We start from the raw sequence: 17,926 nt of genomic DNA on the forward strand, positions 1-17,926 counted from the left end.
CGTTGGTTCCTCTAGGTTCTTACGTCGCTCGCCCCAATTTCCGCCGAGCGGAATACGGTCGATCGGGCAACGAAGAGCGAACGCAAGTATGGCACGACAAACCGAGCCGAAAAAAGCCGGTGAGACCGTTGATGTCTGTTGACATCTGTCTGGTAAAGTCGCCTGGAATGAAATCAACCCTTCGACTCCTGACGGTCGCTGCACTGGCGACCGCCTCGTTCGTCGCCCGAGCCCAAGACTTCGAGCCGCCAGCCGAGCTGAAGAAGCTCGACTGGATGATCGGCAGCTGGTCCGGCAGCGGCAAGATGGCCATGCAGGGCATGGAGATGGACTTCACTGCCAAGGTCGCCTGTAGCTGGGAGGGCCAATTCATGAAGCTGGTCTCGGAGACGGATTTCGGCATGCTGAAGATGACGGAGACGATGTTCCTTGGCTGGAGCCCAACGGACTCGCAGTACATCGCCTATTCCTTCACGAACATCTCCCCGGAGGCGCGGATCGAGACCGGCTCACTGGAGGGCGACACCATGACAATGGTGAGCCAGCCCTGGAACGTGATGGGCGATTCCTCGGTCGCTCGGACGAAGGTGGGCAAGAAGTCTGCCACCAAGCTGCTGTTTAAGCTGGAGTTTAAGGAGGGGGACGACTGGGTGCCTGCCTCTGAATATGAAATGACCAAGGGTTGATGCCCTGTAGCCGAGCGGGCTGCCTCTGGCGAGAAGGCCCGCTCGCAAGCCTTGCGCCTTCGTCCCAGCTGGTCTCTTAAGCTTTAGGGTTGTGGGTGCCAAGATCGTGGGACCGTGAGCCCGCCGATCGCCGTCGTCCTTGTCCTCGCCGGCTTGGGGCTGCTCGGCGTGGGCGGGGAACTGCTGGTCCGGGGCGCGACGACTCTGGCGAAGCTGGCCGGGCTGACGCCGGCCGTCATCGGCCTGACCGTGGTCGCGATGGGGACTTCGCTACCGGAGCTTGTGGTCTCGCTCACGGCGTCCTTCCAAAACTCGCCGGACATCGCGGTCGGGAACGTAGTCGGGTCGAACATTTTCAACGTCCTGCTCATCCTCGGGCCGACAGCTCTCCTTTGCACGCTTCCGGTCCGCGGGCAGGTCGTCCAGATCGAATGGCCCTTCATGTTCTTCGCGACCATCCTGGCGATGATTGCCATGCACGACGGTGTCGTGGACCGGTTCGAAGGGACGGCATTGGTCGTCCTGCTGGTCGGTTTCACCTGGGTCATGTTGCAGCGCGCACGAAACGAGGTGAAGCGTGACGAGGAGCAGACACTGGCCGAAGAGCAGGCGGCGCACGAGGCCCCGGCAAAAGGGCCTCCCTGGCTCGCGGCCGGGCTCCTTCTGGGCGGATTCCTCCTACTGGTCGGCGGGGGGCGGGCGTTGGTGGTGGGCTCGGTCGAACTCGCCCGGCTCTTCGGGATGTCGGAACGGGTGATCGGCTTGACGGTGGTGGCTTTTGGGACAAGCGCCCCAGAGCTCGCCGCATCGCTGATCGCAGCCCGCAAAGGCCACGCCGACGTCGCCGTCGGCAACCTCATCGGCTCGAACATCTTCAACCTGCTCGGCATTCTCGGCCTCTCCGCCGCGATCCTGCCGCTAAAGGTCGCGCGGGAGATCGTGGACTCCGACATGTGGTGGATGGCGGGGTCGTCGCTCTTGCTTTTGCCGCTGATGGTGCGCGGACGCGTCATCAACCGCCTTGAAGGCGGATTGCTCTTCGTTTGCGGCGTGGTCTATATCACGTTGCTGGTCCTGAAACCGACCTGATTCGGACAGCCGGGGACGCGACGTGTGCGGTCCGGTGAGTATCCTTGCTCCCGATGCCGACCGCCGCATCCACCTCCGTTTCCCTCGGTCGCGATACCAACCAAGCCCTGGGGATCGGGCGGTTCGCGATCGATTTCGTCAATGGGCGCCTTGGCGAAGGGCCGAGCCAGGCTGTCCTTGCGCGGACGAAGCTGTTCCATACGGACGCCGTCCTCTGCGGGCTTTCCGCGCTCGCCTTAGGCACCAACGCGCCGACCGTTCTGCGCGAAGAGGCCCTGCAATACCGTTGCGACGACCCTTCGCTGGCCGCTTTCGTCTTCGGCAGCAACCAGGGCGTCTTCGCCGAAAAGGCCATCTTGGCCAACTGCTCTGCGGTTCGCGAGTGGGACAGTAACGGCACCAACTTTGGCTACCGCCCGGAGCTGGGGAACACCGCCGGTGAGTTCGGCCATAACGACTTTTATCCCGTGGTGGTCGCGGCCTGCCAACAGCGGGAGTTGGACGGGGCCACCGCCTTGCGCGCAATGGTCGCGCTGGACGAGATCCGCGGCCGGCTTGCTGAAGTCTTTAGTCTGAAGACGCACAAGATCGACCACGTCGTGCACGGCGCCATCGCTTCGGCAGCGGTCTACGGCGCCCTGCTCGGGGCGACGGCGGAGCAGATCGAAAGCGCTATCGGTATGTTTGTCGCGCATTTCATTCCATGGCGGGCCATCCGCGCGGGCAAGCAGCTGAGCGACAGCAAAGGAGCGAGCGCGGCGATCAGCACCGAGGCCGCCGTCACCTGTCTGAAACGGTCGATGGCGGGCTTCCGCGGCCCGCGCGACATCTTTCGGAACCCGGAGGCGGTCTGGCGGTTCTTCGAACCCACCACGGAGGGCGCCGAGCGCTGGAAAGAAACGGGCGACAGCCCCTTCGACCTCGAACTCAGCCATAGCGGGGACGACTTCGCCGTTATGGGAATGCACTTCAAGCTCGGGCTCTACGAGCACCAAAGCGCGGGCGCACTGCAGGCGGTGATCGACATGGTCGCCGCAAACCCGGCGATAGTCGCGGACCAGTGCGCGGGCATCGAAAAGATCACCATCCTTGCCTATGAGCCCGCGTTCGGGATCATAGGCAACCCCGCCAAGAAGGATCCGCGAACGCGCCAGAGCGCGGACCATTCGATGGCCTACATCGTCGCCACGCTCCTCAGGAAGGCTTCTGAAGCCTCGCCCGCGGCCTTGGGTGCCAAGGGTTCGGCGGGTAATGCCCACCTTTGGAAGAGCCTTATGCTGCTCCCTCAGGATTACGAGCTCTCCGAAAAGGCCATCTTCAACCCGGTGACGCGGGCCCTGATGCAGAAGATCGAGTTCCGCCACGGCGGCGCGGACTACGATGCGAAGTACCCGGACGGCATCCCCACCTCGCTTTCGGTCACGATGGCCGGCGGCGCGCAGCACGAGAGTGGACTGGTCATGTATCCGGGCGGCCACGCCAGAAACGAGACGGTCTCGCTTACGGACGTCCTTGGACGAAAGTTTGGGGCCTTGGCCGAACTGGCCTTCGCCGACCAAAGCGAGGGAAGGGCGATGGTCGAGCGGCTGGAAGCTATCGACCAAGCTGCGGCCCACGACTTGGCCGCCCTCTTCGACGTCGAAATCGCGAACCGCGACTATGCTGATGATCCGGCTGCCTTAACAAATTAGGAACAGTGGCTGAACAAAACTGTTTCAATTTAGCCGCGGGCGCGGTTATAATAGGGCAGTATGCCGCTGAAACCTTTCAGCAGGGGCTCTGGCAGGGCTCGGGACGGTCTGCAAACCGTTCATCAAGCAACGCGGTGTACAGCAACTTCTCCTGAAAAGCCTGCACTCTCGACGCCCCGGTCACGAGCCGGGGCCGTCTCTCTTCACCCTATGACCGCCCGGCTCGTTCCAATCTTGGCCTTGGCGGCCGTGGCCGCAAACGCGGCTGCGTTCCAGGATCCGCTCTTGGACTCTCTGTCCATGCGGGCCTTCCAGTTCTTTTGGAACGAGTCGAATTCCTCTACTGGCTTCACGAAGGACCGCGCCGCTAACCAGGCGCCCTATGACAACTACACAGTTTCCAGCGTAGCTTCGACCGGTTTTGCGCTCGCGGCCTATGGTGTCGGCGCCCAGCGCGGCTGGGTCGATCGCGAAGCTGCCGTCCAGCGGGCCACGAGCGTGGTCTATACCTTGCGCACTCGGAGCGCGCGGAAGAACGGTTGGTTCTACCACTTCGTCGATTGGAGGAACGGTTCGCGAGTCTGGCAAAGCGAGGTCTCCTCGATCGATACCTGCTGGCTCCTTATGGGAGCTTTACTCGCAGAACGTGCACTGGACGACGCCGCACTTACCGCACAACTCAATGCCCTCTTTTCAGAGATCGATTGGCACTGGATGTTAACGAATGGCGGACTCTTACCGCAATCGCTGACCTTTAGCCACGGGTGGAAGCCGGAGGGTGGCTTCTTGCCCTATCGCTGGGACAGCTACTCAGAAATGATGGCGCTCTACGTACTCGGCGCCGGTGCCTGGCCAGGCATGCCGGTGCGGTCGTGGACTGCTTGGTCCAGGCCGGTCGTAAACTACAATGGATATCGTTTTCTGGTGGGAGGCCCACTGTTCCTTCACCAGATGTCCCACGCCTTTATTGACTTTTCAAACAGCAGAGACACGCTGAATTGGGACTATTTCGACGAAGCAAGACAGGCAACTCTTGCCAACCGACTTTACTGCTTAAGTAACCCGGGGCGTTTTACCGGATACGGCCCCTCGTTCTGGGGGCTTTCTGCGGGTGACACGCCCGACGGCTATCGCGCGAACGGCGCCCCTGGATGGATATCGGACAACGGCACTGTGAACCCCGCGGCAACCGTCGCCAGCGTTATGTTCACTCCTCTGGAATCGACGGAAGTTGCAAACTACGTCCGAGTCGCGTTTCCATCTGCGTATGGCCGATATGGGTTTGCCAATGGCATAAACCCAACACGGAACTGGATCGGTCCAGACGTCATCGGCATCGACCTCGGCATGATGATGCTGGCGATCGAGAACGCAAGGGACGGCCTCCCGCAGCGACTGACGATGTCTCATCCGATCATCCAGGAAGGAATGCGCCGGACTGGATTCCGGCGCATTCCAATCCGGAGTGGGATCTCGAACACCACAAGGGAATAGTCCGCCGTTAAGCGAACAATGATCCGCCATTGGAGCGAATCACTTCTCGGTACCAATAGCCGCTGTCTTTAACAGTTCTCTTGTGGGTCTCGTAATCAATGTGGATGAGGCCAAAACGGTGCTTATAGCCTTGTGTCCACTCGAAGTTATCCATGAGCGACCAGTGCATGTACCCATCAACTCTGTACCCGTCGCCAATCGCACGGTTCAGTTGCTGAAGATATCGCGTAAGGAAGTCGATCCTCTGTGGATCATGGCACTTGCCGTCCACCGAGATCCAATCCATGTTGCTGAGCCCGTTCTCCGTAATGATAATCGGCAGGTTATACCGTTCCGCATGCAACCTCACGGTCCAGTAAAGACCCTCTGGCCGGATCGCCCAGTCGAATAAGGTTCGCGGCATACCAACTGCGTCCGAAACAATGACAGGCTTGCCGTCTTCATCCGCGGTCACGACTTCTGCACTGTAAAAGTTGAGGCCGAGGAAGTCGACCTTTGGCGACATGGTCTTGAGCTCGTCTTGGGTGACGCTGATGACACGGCCGCTATAAGCCTTCTCACCGTCCTCTGGCCACTGTCCGAGCAAGACGGGGTCGCAGAAAAAGCGCTGCTGCCACGGTCCACGCATGTTGCACCAAGAACCAAACGTCGCCTCGTGCGCCGCTGCGACATCGGCCTCAGAATCTTCCGACTTTGGAATCGAAATGACGCAATGCGGGGCGAAGGAGACTTTCACGGGCCTAGGTGCCGCGCTCCTAATCGCATCCACCGCCAATCCGTGCCCCAGGCAAACGTTCTTCAGGACCTGAAAGAAGTCGCTCTTTCCGAGTTTCCAGCCCGGTGCATGATGACCGTCCAGGTATCCAAGGATGATGAAGATCCCTGGCTCGTTAAGCGTTATCCAGTGCTCGACCCGGTCACCGTATCGCTTCGCCGCTTGGTACGCGTAGTCAGCGAACCACTTGGGGCTGTCCGGGTGCAGCCATCCCCCGAGCTCTTGCAACGCTTGCGGATAGTCCCAATGGAAAAGTGTAACGAGCGGCGCGATCCCGGAATCTTGAAGCTTGCCGAAAAGCTTGTCGTATAAGCGCGCACCACGCTCTGAGACCTCACCGACTCCCTGAGGCATGAAGCGCGCCCAACTCATGCTCAGGCGGTATGCCATAAGGTTCAAGTCTCGCATGATATCGACGTCGCTCGCCCAATGAGTGTAGTGGTCCGGACCGGACTTGCCCGTATGACCCTGGAAGATCGTCCCAGGTTGTTCGGTGAAGACATCCCAGTTACTTAGTCCTTTGTCGTCCGCGTCCCAGCCACCTTCGATCTGATAGGCCGCAGTCGCAGCTCCCCACATGAATCCGTTCGGAAAGTTGTTCATTTGATACCTGTCATTGTAATGCCTTTAACGAAGAAACGTTGTCCGACAAAGAAGAGGACGATAAGCGGAATCGTGACGAGGACGCTTCCGGCCATAAGGAGGTGCCATTGAACGTTCACTAAAGAGTTGTACGTTTGGAGGCCCAGCTCCAGCGTTTGCTTGTCGACGTCGTTAAGGTAAAGCAAGGGACCAAGGAAGTCCCGCCAAGAACCGATGAACGTCAGGATCGCGACCGTTGCAAGTGCTGGCTTTGCAAGGGGCAATAGGATACGCGAGAATATGGTGAAGTGACTTGCGCCGTCGAGGATCGCGGCTTCGTCAAGTTCCTTTGGTATGCCAAGAAAGAACTGGCGAAGAAGGAAGATGTTAAACGCGCCTCCACCAAGGAAGGCGGGTACGACCAAAGGGAGAAACGTATCGATCCAATGGAGATACTTGTAGAGCACATAAGTTGGGATCATCGTCACGACGCCCGGGAGCATCATTGTCGCCAACATGAGGGCAAAGAGCCGGTTTCTAGCGGGGAAGGTGAGGCGCGCAAAAGGATAAGCAACGGCGGCGGCAGAAAGCGTCACTCCAAGCGTCGTGAGCGTCGAAATAATGGCGCTATTGATAAAGAACCGGAAGAAACTCACATTCGGGTTGGTTAAGACTTCGCGGAAGTTGTCGAACGTCGGGGCCACCGGAAATGCCCATGCCGAAGTCGTTGCGATTTCGCTAGGTGTCTTCAGGGCAATGCATAGGGCCGTCCAGAAGGGTGCAGCAAAGACGATCGAGCCCAGCAGGAGAACGACGACGGCGGGGAGCTTCCTGATGCTCACTTATCGCCTCCTTCGTAATAGACGTATTTGTTGAGCTGGAACTGAAGGATCGTGAACGCCACGATGATTGCAAATAAGATCCAGGCAAGGGCGGACGCGTAACCCATCCGCAAGGATCCGAAAGCTTGCCTAAAGAGGTGTAGGATATAGAAGAGAGTCGCGTCGTTCGGGCCGCCAGTTGTCATCACAAAGGCTTGAGTGAAAACCTGAAAGCTTGCGATGACGCCGGTTATCAGAGTAAAGAAGAGGGCGGGTGATAGGAGGGGTACGGTTATAGACTTCAGCTGCTGCCAAGGGCTTGCCCCGTCCAAACGAGAAGCTTCATAGTAGTAACCGGGAATACCTTGAAGGCCGGCAAGGAGAATGATCATGCCGGCACCGGCACCCCAGACGGACATTATAATGAGAGCCGGTAGCGCGAGTTTCTCGTCCCCGAGCCAGTTGGCCGGTGCGGTTGAACCTGTAACGTTCGACAGGATATTCGCCACTCCGAAGCCAGAAAACTCACCTCTCGGGCCGTAAATAATTGTGTTAAGCAGGCCACCTTCTGGCTGGAAGACTTTGCGGAAAATGAGGGCTGTCGCGACTGGGCTCGCCAAGGCGGGAAGATAGAAAATGGTGCGGAACGCCGGCATCGCCCTGATGCCTGTGTTGAGCAGCAGGGCCATTGCTAACGAAACGATCAAGCCGAGAGGGACGGCTACGGCGGTATAGATCCCAGTAACGCGTAATGCGGTCCAAAACCGTTGATCCTGAAAGAACGCTTCTTGATAGTTTCCTAATCCCGTCCAACGAGCAGGCGTAATGATATCCCAGTCAGCAGTACTCATTAGGAGCGACAAGAGCATCGGTCCAAGCGTGAGCGCGACAAGGCCGATAATCCACGGGGTGAGAAAGAGATAGGCGACTCGGGTCTCCCGCTTCGACCGCGCCGTCTTCGAAACTTCGATAGGATCGCACGAGAGCCAGAAGACGATGGCGCAGACGATTATGAGACCGGAGACGATCGCTATCGGCCAATTGAAAGGTTCTCGGCTCCTTTCGGCGAGGACCGATACCAGCCTCTTGGTGGCTTGGGCCTGGCCGTCGGCAAGTCCGTCTTCGGTCTTCATCTGGCCACTCAGAATCGGATCGAACTTTGTCTCGACAAAACTGTTAACTTCGCTCCAATAGTCCGCCGAGGGCTTAAAGACAACGTTCTTGACGGCTGCGTCGGTCACTATCCGGTTATGCGGACGAAGGTTGGGGTCTTTGGATCCAGCCGGTGGCAGCCAGTATTCGCTAAGGGCCAGCTCTTGGATGGCGGGCTGGGCTATGCCGGCCTGGGCCATAAGTTTCATGGCAGGAGGGCCGGAGAGCCACTGGACAAGTTTCCAAGCCGCTTCGCGGTGCTTGGTGGAGGAGACGATCGCATATCCTGAACCGCCAGTTGGCGCAGAACGATTGACCGTTCCTGTTTTCGGATCGATGTAGCCCGGTGCAAGCGTTATGTCCCAGTCGAAGTCAGTAGGCGTACCTGGCACTATGGCTTTGCGCAGAGAAGGAACTTCCCAAATGCCGCTCTGGAACATCGCGACTTTCTGGGCAATAAAAAGTTGGGTGGAACTGGATTGTAGAACCGTGCTAATGTCTAATGGACGGGGGATCCAACCCTCTTTATTCGTTGACCGCTGGTAGAAGTTGAAGGACGCCACGACGCGCGGGTCGTCGTAGAGGAGGCGTGTCGGCTGTTCCGCATCGTCGGCATATTGCGCCCCTTGGGAATACACCATTGTATCGATGAAGGCCGCGGGCCACCCGGGGGTAAACGCCCATTGGACGACCTTGCCGTTGGCGTCCCTCTTCGTCAGTTGCCGTAGGCACCAAGTGAAGCATTTTTCGCGAAGCTCTTCTCTTGGTTCAAAGTCCCACGTCCAACTCCCGTCCGGATCGGGAAGGCCGGCTTGGCGAAAGAGCCGCTTGTTGTAATAGATAAGTCCGATAGGAGCGACGTCGCGGGGCAGGACGTAGAGCTTGTGCTGATAGCGGTGTGCTTCGACAATAGGCGTGTAATAGGCTTGCAGTTGAAAACCAGGAGTGTTCGCGATGAGATCGTCAAGCGGCAGTAGGGCGCCGCGGCGGGCAAAACTCTGGAAGATGGGGGGTTCCATCATCGCCACATCCGGCGCGGCGTCGGCCGCGTATTGGGCCAAGAGTTTGTGGGCGTACTCGCCGTAAACGACGTTCTCCAGCTTAACTTTTATGGCCGGATTGGCTTTCTCAAAATCGGCGATTGTTTGCCGCATCACGCGCAACGCTTGGTCCCCGTCCCAACAGGAGATGCGGATCGTCGTCTTCGCCGAGGCGAACGAAAAGGCCAGCCCGAAAACCAGGCACAGAAAAGTTTTGGCTTTGAAGCCAGAAAAGGCGGGGTAGTTAGCGCTTGACCAACGGCCTTTCAAGGCGGTTTCCTTCTTCCGTGATTTTTAGTCCAATCCTTTCGTAGCCCAAAGTCGAAACGGGGTGTGACATGACGAGGCGGTTCGGAAGCCCATCGCGCAGGTTCTCGATGGACAAGAGCATCTGGCCCAGGTCGATGCCGATCACATCCGGGGATTTCCAAGTCTCGGTCGGGTTAAAGGAGATGGTAAAGCCATAGCGGCCGAGGGTCCAAGGGTAGCGCTTGGCAATGGTCTCGGCAGCTTCAACCGCCTCTGCCGGAGCGAACATGGCGGCTGCAACAGCGCTCGAGGGGGCAATTGTCCCGTTGTCCTCGGTCCAGCCGGGAGCCCCAAAAGCCACGTACCCGTCTCGATAGTCCGCGGCGGAAAGACCCCAAACCTTCGGCCCGTAGCCGTCGAACGCTTTGGGATTGTCTATGCAATATTGGCGGTTCGCCAGGATGGCATTTCGGCTGGCCACCCAATAGTCGATGCCTTTCGGGTCGCGACGGTCGCGAAAGTCGAAGAAGACGTGCGACATTTGGTGCAGAAAGAGGGGGCCGCCCGCATAGAACTCATAGTTCTTATACTTTACGAGAGGCTTCTCGATCGACGACCAAGAGGCGGCGGGCATGTCCGGATAGCTGCCATATGCCAGCACGTAAAGGAGCAAGAGCTCGCAGTATCCCGCCCAGCGCCATTGTAAGAAGCCTTCTTCAGGGCGCCATCCGTGCGAGATGAAGAGTTCTTTCGGTTTTGCGCCGTCGTCCGTCAAGGCCCAATGCCAATCGACTTCGGACAGGATTTTGTCGGCGAGCTTGTTGACGCCTTCATCGCGCAGGCCTTGACGGTTAAGGATCATTCCGCTCAAGAAGATGCCCGTGTCGATCGTCGAAATCTCGCTGTTCCAGGCGCGTTCGCCGGTCTCCCAGTCGAACCAGTGGTAGAACCATCCGTGCACCCTCAGATTTTCGTGCGCGATCAAGCTTTGGAGGGTCTTGGTCGTGCGCTCGACCGCTTCCTCCTTCTCGATCCAACCGCGTTCCGCGCCGATGGCGTAGGCGGCGAGGGCGAAACCCGTCGTCGCGATGCTGGCGACGCGGTTCTTGTCAGGGGTCGGCCCCCAGTTCCGGGCCCGGTCAAGCGTGAACCCCGTCTTGGGGTGGGAGCGCTCCCAGAAGAAGTCGAACGCCCGTTGGGAGAGGTCGTAAAGGAAGGCTTGCCCGGTGCGGTCTTCTGCTGGGGCCATAAGTCCGGGGGCTAGTGCGAGCGTTGCGAGCAAGGATGTCATGGGTCCGGAAAGCTAGTCCCGGGGACGGGTTGCCGCCCCCGGAAACGTCGGGTCAGAACGGAAGCGACTTGCAGAACGTGTCGATCCACGTGATGTCTGTCGGGGTGCCGTCGATCGGCCACCGGCGGTAGTCGCCGCCCCGGTCGTACATCCACATGTTCAACTGGCCGGGCTGGCCGCATGTCTTGCCGAGCGGGACATAGGCCGCGTGCGAGTCCACGAAGACCGCGCACATCGACCTGTCGCCCTTCTTCGCGCCGCCCCAGTTGGAAACGGCCCAGCCGTTCTGGCCCTTCCAGTAGTAGCGGATCCACGGGCCGTAGTCCGGGAACACGTCTTTGTTCTCGCCGATGAGGAGTCCGTTGGACGGTTCCTCGACCTGGCTCACTTTGTAGTCGGCCGCGTCCTGCCAGTTGTTGGTCAGGTGGAACGGGCGGTAGTAGAAGTAGCCTCGGTTGAAGATGGGCTTGTCAGGGGTGGGAAGGTAAGAGGTGCTTCCTTGCTCGTCCGGGAAGGCCGCCGCTGGGTTCACCGTGTCACGAAAGATGTCGGTGTTCTTCGTGTACCCATAGATGGCGTGCTTCCAGTTCCTTCGCGCCTTGCCGCCGACGATCAGCTCGTGGCGGATTTTGAAGAACACGTCGTCGTTGTCACCCAGGTAAAGCTGGACGCCGACCCCGATCTGCTTTGTGTGGGCAAGGGTCGTCGTGGCTTTAGCTGCTTCCTTCGCCGCCGCAAAGACGGGGAAGAGAATGGCGGCCAGAATGGCGATGATTGCGATGACGACGAGCAGCTCGATCAGCGTGAACGCCGCCATCTTGTTGGCTGTTCGGAATCGTCGTTGATTCATAATTGTATCTTGTCAGTTTTTGGGCGGGGCGGTCGAGCCGCGAACGTCGAGGGTGGGGACAAAGAGTCGTTGGCGCCGGGCGACGGGGATGCCTTTCACGATGTGGGCCAGCATCTCGGTCGCTTCATAGGCCATATCGTGGACGGGCTGTCGCACGCTTGTGAGGGCCGGGTGTACGCGCTCGCACGCGTCCGAGCTGTCGAAGCCGACGACCGAGACGTCGTTCGGGACGTCATAGCCGTGGTCGCGGAGGATCCTCATGACGGCAAAGGCAACGTCGTCCGACCAGACGAAGAGGGCGGTCGGGCCCTCAGGCCCCTCCAGGCAGCGGAGCAACTGGTCGCCGTCCGAGGTCGGATTTTCCATCGTGACGACGCAGGCCTGCTCGGGATCGAGGCCGGCGCCGGTGAACGCGTCGCGGAAGCCGTTGAAGCGGTCGTTCGCGCTGACGGAGTCGGCGGGGCCGCGCACGATGCCGATGCGCTTGTGGCCGAGCTCCAACAGGTGCCGCGTGCCCATGCGGCCGCCGCTATAGTTGTCGGCGTCCACGAAGGGCAGGTCGACGCCTTCTAGCCGGGAGAAGAAGAGGACGGCGGGGAAGCGGCGGCTCACAATCTCCGCCAAGGTGGCGTCGTGCGCGTCGCGCAACACAAGGAGCCCGTCGACCCGGCCGTCTGTCAGCGTGTCCGCTTCCGCCGGGCCGGTCTCGACCCGTTTCGTGTGCAGGAGGAGGTCTAAGTCGTTGTCGACGCACGCCGCACAGACGCCCCGCATGACTTCGCCCGTGAACGTACTGGCCGAGGAGAAGTAATCGGCGTACTGAAAGGCGACCGCGATAGAGTCCGTGCGGCGGGACAGAAGCATTCTGGCAAGGGCGTTCGGACGGTAGTGGAGGTCTCGCGCCGCCTCAAGGACGCGCTTCGTGGTTTCCTCGCTGATGCGGGCCGCGTCCTGGCGTCCGTTCAGTACGTAACTGACCGTCACCTTGCTGACGCCTGCGCGCCGTGCCACGTCCTCGATCGTCGTCCGCTTGGGCATTTGACTGCTGAACCCTTTCACTCTATTCTGGCACGAACTCTGGCCAGAAACAAGTGAGAAGATGAAATCCGTGAAAAATTCATGCGACGATTCATACCTCAAGGTATACTAGGTGAACCCTTTCAGCACGCAAGGGAGCGGAAAATGAAAGAAAAGGTTCCTAATGGAGTCGTCATCGGGACGATCGTGGCCGTGGTGCTGCTCGTCGCGTTCCTTGTCGTCAGGATGCTGTTCCCGCCGACCCCGGCGACGGTCGAGCAAGCGGGTCTCGGCGAACCGGCCGTACCAGGGGGCAAGCCTGGTGAAGGCGCGAACGACAAGTCTTACATGCCCACCGGCGAAGGCGAGTCGACTCCGGCCCCGGTCGAAGGAAACCCTTACGGCCCGGGTGGAGGGCCGCAAGGTACCGCGAGCCCGGGTTCGGGCAACTAGCGGCCCTTCACGCAGACGGTCCGCGTCAAGTTCTGGCCCGATTCACGGATCGGGCCTCCTTCGTGGATCTTCCCGTCCACCTCGGTCTGGTACGGGGCGGTGCCCGAAACCGCGATCTCGAAGACGTCTCCCCGGAAGGGACGTCGCATTGTGAACCCGTCCCACGCGCTCGGCAGGTTCGGGTCGATGACCAGCCCGTCGAGCGTCGCGCGGACGCCGCAGAGCCATCGGATGGCCACGCGCCGCAGCCAGGCGGCGGAACCCGTGTACCACGTCCAGCCCGCACGGCCCTCGAACGGTGAGTCCGGCCCGTCCGAGTTTCCAGGCATCACGTAAGGCTCGGCCGCATAAAGGTCGGCGTCCTTGGCTGAACGGAGCGGCGGGCAAAGCCCGAGGAACAACTGCAGGGCCTCGTCGGCGTCGCCCATCATCGCCGCCGCTTGCACCGCCCAGGTCGCCGCGTGCGAGTAGACGCCGCCGTTCTCGCGGAGGCCGGGCGCATAGCGCGTGATATAGCCGATGTAGGGGTCGACGTTCTTGTAGGCCGGGGCGAGGAGCAACGCCCCGTACTCCTTGAAAAGCCGGTCGCGGGCGCTTTGCATGGCAGTCTGGAGCCTTTCGCCTTCGGCGATGCCGCTGATGACCGCCCATGTTTGGGGGTTGAGGAAGATCTGTCCCTCCGAGTTCTGGCTGCTGCCGAAAGGCGCGCCGGTATCGTTGGTGCCGGCGATGAACCAGGCGCCGTCCCAGCCGTGCTGCTCGACCGCTTCGCGGATGTTCTCCGCCTCTGTGCGGTAGCGGGCGGCCCGTTCCGTGTCGCCCAGACGCTTGAGGACGGGGACGAACCGGGTGAGGTGCGAGTAGAGGAACATCGCGTCCCAGACCGACTCTCCTTTGCCGTCAAGGCCGGCGTGGCTCAAGCCGTCGTTCCAGTCGCCCGCACCGATTAGCGGGATGCCTCGCTCGCTGCGAAGCGAGAGCGCCCGTTCCAGGCCGCGCAGGCAGTGGTCGAGCAAAGTCCCGTTGGTGGAGGGCAGCTCGGTCTCGCGCGAAAGGTAGGTCAGCGTGTGGTCGAGGGCGCCGAAGTCTGCGGTCTCGTCAAGGTAGTCAAGCGTGGCTTGTGCGAGCCACATGCAGGTGTCGCTGTGGCGGCTGGCGTGGCCCGTCATAGTGCCGGGGTGCCACCAGTGGCGGACGCCTCCGTCCTCGTACATCGCTTCGGCGTTGGTCTCGATTTGTCGCAGCGTGATGTGCGGCTCGTGGTCCAGGAAACAAAGGCTGTCTTGGAGCTGGTCGCGGAAACCATAGGCGCCCCCTTGCTGATAATAAGCGGAGCGGGCCTGCATGCGACCCACGTAGGCTTGGTGGGGAAGCCATGCGTTCACCAACGCATTGACCACCGGGTCCGGCGTGGAGACTTCGAGCGCGTTCCAGCGGTCGTGGAAAGACGCCTTGACCCGGGCAAGCTCTTCGCGGGCGGTCTGCTCGGTCCAATACTGGGCTCGGGCGGGCACGTCGTCCACCGTCGGCGCGACGCCGAGGACCATGACGATAGTCTGCCTCTCGCCCGGGGCCAGTGCCACCCGAAAGCGGGCTGCGGCCACGGGATCGTCCCATCGCTCGGTGGTCTGAGGAGCCTTGTCGTACCAGAGGCCGGCCGGCATGCGCACATCGCCCGGGGCGCCGACCCAGTTCGCCTTGTCGGTGAACCAGTCGATCCCGGTGGCACCGGGGATCGCCAAGAACGCGGCGGGTGACGCCACGGATTCTTCGCGCGTGTTCTCGATGAGGGAGGCGCGCTTCCAGGCGCAGGTGTAGGCGTCGCCCGTCTTCACGCTCACGAAGAGCCGGTGGAACTCACGGTGCGATTCGCCTGGGGAGCCGACTTGCCACTCAAGGTACGGGCCGACGACCAGCTCTCGGTCACGGTCCTCCTTGTTCTCCAGCTCAAGGATCCAGATCTCCTCGTCGCGCTCGTGGGCGACAAAGACGGTCTGCCGGGACTCGATCCCATGGACTTGGCGGCAAAAAACGGAATAGCCCAGACCATGGGTGATCTCGTCGACCTCCGCCACGTCCTGAGTGGGGTGGAGCGTCGTCGCCCAGACGTCGTCGCCCTCGCGGAGATAGATCCAGCGGCCGTAATCGTCGCGGACCATGTCCTGCTCCCAGCGGGTCAGCCGGAAGATCTGGCTGTTCCCGAGCCAAGAGAAGCCGCCCCCGGCCTGGCTCACGACAAGGGAATAGGAGCCGTTGGACATCACGTTCACCCAGGGCCGCGGCGTCACGGCCGTGCACAGGACGAACTCTCGACCGTCCTCTGAGAATCTGCCGTATCGGTTGGAAGGGAGGGTGGAATATGCGGAGACTAAGGCGGAGCCGGTTGTCGAGGGAGGTGGGACGATGCTCATTTCATGCCCTGGGAACCAATTCTTCGGGGATGCCACGGCCCGCTCTGGAAGCTCCCTTGAAGACGGGCGGCGCGATAGCGAGGATAGCATACCGATGTCGCTTGCTGAAAGGGTTCAGCCCAATTGCGACGAAAGTCCGCGTGCAATTCGGAACTATCACCAGGTAGCCCGGCTGCCCGGGCCCGCCTCCGCAATCTCCCACAGGGTGCCATAATCGAAAGTCGTCAGCCGATGTAGCTCAGTGGTAGAGCAGCTGTTTCGTAAACAGCAGGTCACCGGTTCGAATCCGGTCATCGGCTCCAGTAATCCTCTGGGTTCGTTTGATGGGGCATAGGTCGGAGTCTGATTCATCATTGGACGATTAATCCAAATAGAGTGAACGACTTATGATCCGGTGGAGGCAGCAGCCCTGGCTGGACAGTTGGGGTCCCTACCTTGTCGCCGTGCTCGGCGTTGCCCTCGTGACGGCGATACGCCTCCCACTTAGGGAGTACACCGGCCTCCAGGGTGGCTTGTCCCTTTATGGGGTGCCGGTCGCTGTGGCCGCGCTGGTCGGTGGAATCCGGCCAGGAATATTCGCAGTCATCCTTGGCCTCTTCATCGGAACCTATCTCTTTGTGCCCCCGGGGGGATTCGAGCCGAGGGCGCCCAACGAGATCTTCTCGATATCCGGCGCAACTTTGACGTGGATCCTTATCGCAATGATCTGCGACTTCGCCGTTTCTCGGGCGCGCGCGGAGCGGCAAGCGCTGCACCGCCAGAGGGACGTGGAGAATCAGCTCGGCGAGCTCTTGGATCGCATCACGGACGCATTTTTTACGGTCGGGCCTGATTACAAAATCATCATGGCGAACCGTGCCGTCGTCGATCTCTTCGGAGTCCCCGCCGAGGAAACGACCGGCCAGGAACTTTGGACGGTCTGGAAGAGGGGAGGCGACGCCGCCGTTCGGCTCCGCATGGAGCAGGCCATGCAGACTGGCTCGCCCGTCACCGTCGAGTTCGACGACTTCAGCAACCACCGCGCGTTCGAGCTGCGCCTCTTCCCGGCGCCCGACCAGTCCACCCTGGCCGTCTTCGCCCAAAACATAACAGCGAAGAAGCGTTTAGAAGAAGCGCGCGAGCGCCTCTTGGCCGACGAGAGGGCGGCCCGCAGCGACGCCGAACAGGAGAGCCGCTCCAAGGACGAGTTCGTCGCGACTCTCTCGCACGAGCTCCGGACCCCCATGACCGCCATCGTGGGCTGGAGCGAGATCCTGCGCCCGAAGGCCGCGGACGACCGTGAACTTGCCGAAGGGCTCGCCGCCATTGAAAGCTCCGCGCGGCTCCAATCCCAACTTATCGACGACTTGCTCGATATAAGCCGCATCGTCACTGGCCAACTGCGCCTCCACTGGCAGATCGTCGACCTGCGCGAGATCGTGGACGACGTGATCCGCGATCGGACTCCGTTCGCCGCCGAAAGGCGCCGGACGCTCTCGTGCCGCCCTTGTGACAACGACCTCTATATGCGTGGCGACGAATTGCGCTTGACCCAAATCGTCACAAACCTGGTCGCCAACGCGCTCAAATTCACGGACGACGGCGGAAACATTGTCGTCGAGCTCTATCGTGAAGGATCCTCGGCCGTTCTCTCGGTGACCGATGACGGCCAGGGAATCGACAGCGACGCCCTGCCCTTCATCTTCGACCGATTCCGCCAGGCAAACGTCGGCATAAACCGGAAGCACGGTGGCCTCGGACTTGGGCTTGCGATCGTGAAGCAACTGGTCGAGGCGCACGAAGGATCGGTCTCCGCGGAGAGTTCGGGCCCGGGAATGGGCTCCAAGTTCACGGTGCGGTTGCCCCTTTTGGCGTCTGGCCTCCCGACCACGCACGCCGTCGAAGAGGAGCCAAAACCGACTGACCTAACCGGAATCAAAGTCTTGCTCGTGGAGGACGACCCGGCGACCCGGCGAGTGATCCAGAAGATGCTGACGATGGCCGGGGCGAGCGTCGAAGCTTGCGCTTCTGGCCGCGAAGGGCTCAATTCCCTTTCCCGCCAGGTGCCAGACGTTCTGGTCAGCGACATCGGGATGCCGGAGATGGACGGCTATCGCTTCATCGCCAACGTGCGCGCCTTCGCAAAGGAGGATGTCGCGCGACTCCCCAGCCTGGCCTTGACCGCTTTCGCGCGCGCCGAGGACCGCAACCGTGCGATCGAGGCCGGGTTCGACGTCCACCTCTCGAAGCCGGTCCAAGCCGACAGCCTCGTTGCCACGGTCAGCCGCCTTGCGAGGACGGCCCGGGCAAAATAAATCCGGCCCCGAGTGGGGCCGGTCGTGGGGA

At 60.9% G+C, this 17,926-nt stretch carries 13 protein-coding genes and 1 tRNA gene; 7 read left to right on the forward strand and 7 right to left on the reverse strand.

All coding sequences use genetic code 11. The features are described 5' to 3' along the window. Positions 1–167 precede the first annotated feature (167 nt). The 4 genes from KF733_07940 (at position 168) to KF733_07955 (ending at position 4,960) form a co-directional block, all read left to right on the forward strand. Entirely contained in the window at positions 168–686 is a 519-nt protein-coding gene (locus KF733_07940; protein QYK54936.1) for an FABP family protein, read from the forward strand. A 114-nt stretch (positions 687–800) separates the two neighbouring features. Then, positions 801–1,775 carry a calcium/sodium antiporter gene (locus tag KF733_07945; GenBank protein ID QYK54937.1) on the forward strand — a complete coding sequence of 325 codons (975 nt, stop codon included), beginning with the start codon at positions 801–803 and terminating at the stop codon, positions 1,773–1,775. A gap of 53 nt (positions 1,776–1,828) precedes the next feature. Further along, on the forward strand, positions 1,829–3,466 hold the full coding sequence (locus tag KF733_07950; protein ID QYK54938.1) for an MmgE/PrpD family protein: 1,638 nt from the start codon (positions 1,829–1,831) through the stop codon (positions 3,464–3,466). A gap of 210 nt (positions 3,467–3,676) precedes the next feature. Next, positions 3,677–4,960 carry a hypothetical protein gene (locus KF733_07955; protein QYK54939.1) on the forward strand — a complete coding sequence of 428 codons (1,284 nt, stop codon included), beginning with the start codon at positions 3,677–3,679 and terminating at the stop codon, positions 4,958–4,960. Between the two features lie 7 nt (positions 4,961–4,967). On the opposite strand, the gene KF733_07960 is transcribed toward KF733_07955, so the two are convergent. The 6 genes from KF733_07960 to KF733_07985 are packed head-to-tail and all read right to left on the reverse strand — an operon-like array spanning position 4,968 to position 12,779. Next, positions 4,968–6,338: a family 1 glycosylhydrolase gene (locus tag KF733_07960; GenBank protein QYK54940.1), complete on the reverse strand. Its 1,371-nt coding sequence runs from the start codon at positions 6,336–6,338 to the stop codon at positions 4,968–4,970. Then, entirely contained in the window at positions 6,335–7,159 is an 825-nt protein-coding gene (locus KF733_07965) for a carbohydrate ABC transporter permease (protein QYK54941.1), read from the reverse strand. Before KF733_07965 ends, KF733_07960 begins: the two co-directional genes overlap by 4 nt. Continuing rightward, positions 7,156–9,600, reverse strand: coding sequence for an extracellular solute-binding protein (locus KF733_07970; GenBank protein ID QYK54942.1), 2,445 nt, complete (start codon positions 9,598–9,600; stop codon positions 7,156–7,158). The genes KF733_07965 and KF733_07970 overlap by 4 nt, the downstream gene beginning before the upstream one ends. Next, on the reverse strand, positions 9,575–10,870 hold the full coding sequence (locus KF733_07975) for a hypothetical protein (GenBank protein QYK54943.1): 1,296 nt from the start codon (positions 10,868–10,870) through the stop codon (positions 9,575–9,577). The genes KF733_07970 and KF733_07975 overlap by 26 nt, the downstream gene beginning before the upstream one ends. 52 nt (positions 10,871–10,922) lie before the next feature. After that, positions 10,923–11,720: a prepilin-type N-terminal cleavage/methylation domain-containing protein gene (locus KF733_07980; GenBank protein QYK54944.1), complete on the reverse strand. Its 798-nt coding sequence runs from the start codon at positions 11,718–11,720 to the stop codon at positions 10,923–10,925. 12 nt (positions 11,721–11,732) lie between these two features. Beyond that, positions 11,733–12,779: a LacI family DNA-binding transcriptional regulator gene (locus KF733_07985; GenBank protein ID QYK54945.1), complete on the reverse strand. Its 1,047-nt coding sequence runs from the start codon at positions 12,777–12,779 to the stop codon at positions 11,733–11,735. 123 nt (positions 12,780–12,902) lie between these two features. Between KF733_07985 and KF733_07990 the strand changes: the two genes are divergently transcribed. Next, entirely contained in the window at positions 12,903–13,190 is a 288-nt protein-coding gene (locus tag KF733_07990) for a hypothetical protein (protein QYK54946.1), read from the forward strand. On the opposite strand, the gene KF733_07995 is transcribed toward KF733_07990, so the two are convergent. Continuing rightward, the gene (locus KF733_07995) at positions 13,187–15,601 is read right to left on the reverse strand and encodes a hypothetical protein (protein QYK54947.1); all 2,415 of its coding nucleotides are present in this window, start codon (positions 15,599–15,601) and stop codon (positions 13,187–13,189) included. The genes KF733_07990 and KF733_07995 overlap by 4 nt on opposite strands. A 227-nt stretch (positions 15,602–15,828) precedes the next feature. On the opposite strand from KF733_07995, the gene KF733_08000 reads away from it, so the two are divergent. Next, a tRNA-Thr gene (locus KF733_08000) sits at positions 15,829–15,903 on the forward strand. A gap of 84 nt (positions 15,904–15,987) precedes the next feature. Then, on the forward strand, positions 15,988–17,895 hold the full coding sequence (locus tag KF733_08005) for a response regulator (protein ID QYK54948.1): 1,908 nt from the start codon (positions 15,988–15,990) through the stop codon (positions 17,893–17,895). The last annotated feature ends 31 nt before the right edge of the window (positions 17,896–17,926 follow it).

The sequence above is a fragment of the Fimbriimonadaceae bacterium genome, from assembly GCA_019454125.1.
In the GTDB taxonomy this organism is placed as follows: Bacteria; Armatimonadota; Fimbriimonadia; order Fimbriimonadales; family Fimbriimonadaceae; genus JALHNM01.

Excerpts from the sequence above, each read along its gene's own strand:
- KF733_07990 (QYK54946.1), top strand. The coding sequence starts at position 12,903 with ATGAAAGAAAAGGTTCCTAATGGAGTCGTCATCGGGACGATCGTGGCC.
- KF733_07975 (QYK54943.1), bottom strand. The coding sequence starts at position 10,870 with ATGACATCCTTGCTCGCAACGCTCGCACTAGCCCCCGGACTTATGGCC.
- KF733_07955 (QYK54939.1), top strand. The coding sequence starts at position 3,677 with ATGACCGCCCGGCTCGTTCCAATCTTGGCCTTGGCGGCCGTGGCCGCA.
- KF733_07960 (QYK54940.1), bottom strand. The coding sequence starts at position 6,338 with ATGAACAACTTTCCGAACGGATTCATGTGGGGAGCTGCGACTGCGGCC.
- KF733_08005 (QYK54948.1), top strand. The coding sequence starts at position 15,988 with ATGATCCGGTGGAGGCAGCAGCCCTGGCTGGACAGTTGGGGTCCCTAC.
- KF733_07950 (QYK54938.1), top strand. The coding sequence starts at position 1,829 with ATGCCGACCGCCGCATCCACCTCCGTTTCCCTCGGTCGCGATACCAAC.
- KF733_07940 (QYK54936.1), top strand. The coding sequence starts at position 168 with ATGAAATCAACCCTTCGACTCCTGACGGTCGCTGCACTGGCGACCGCC.
- KF733_07995 (QYK54947.1), bottom strand. The coding sequence starts at position 15,601 with ATGAGCATCGTCCCACCTCCCTCGACAACCGGCTCCGCCTTAGTCTCC.
- KF733_07980 (QYK54944.1), bottom strand. The coding sequence starts at position 11,720 with ATGAATCAACGACGATTCCGAACAGCCAACAAGATGGCGGCGTTCACG.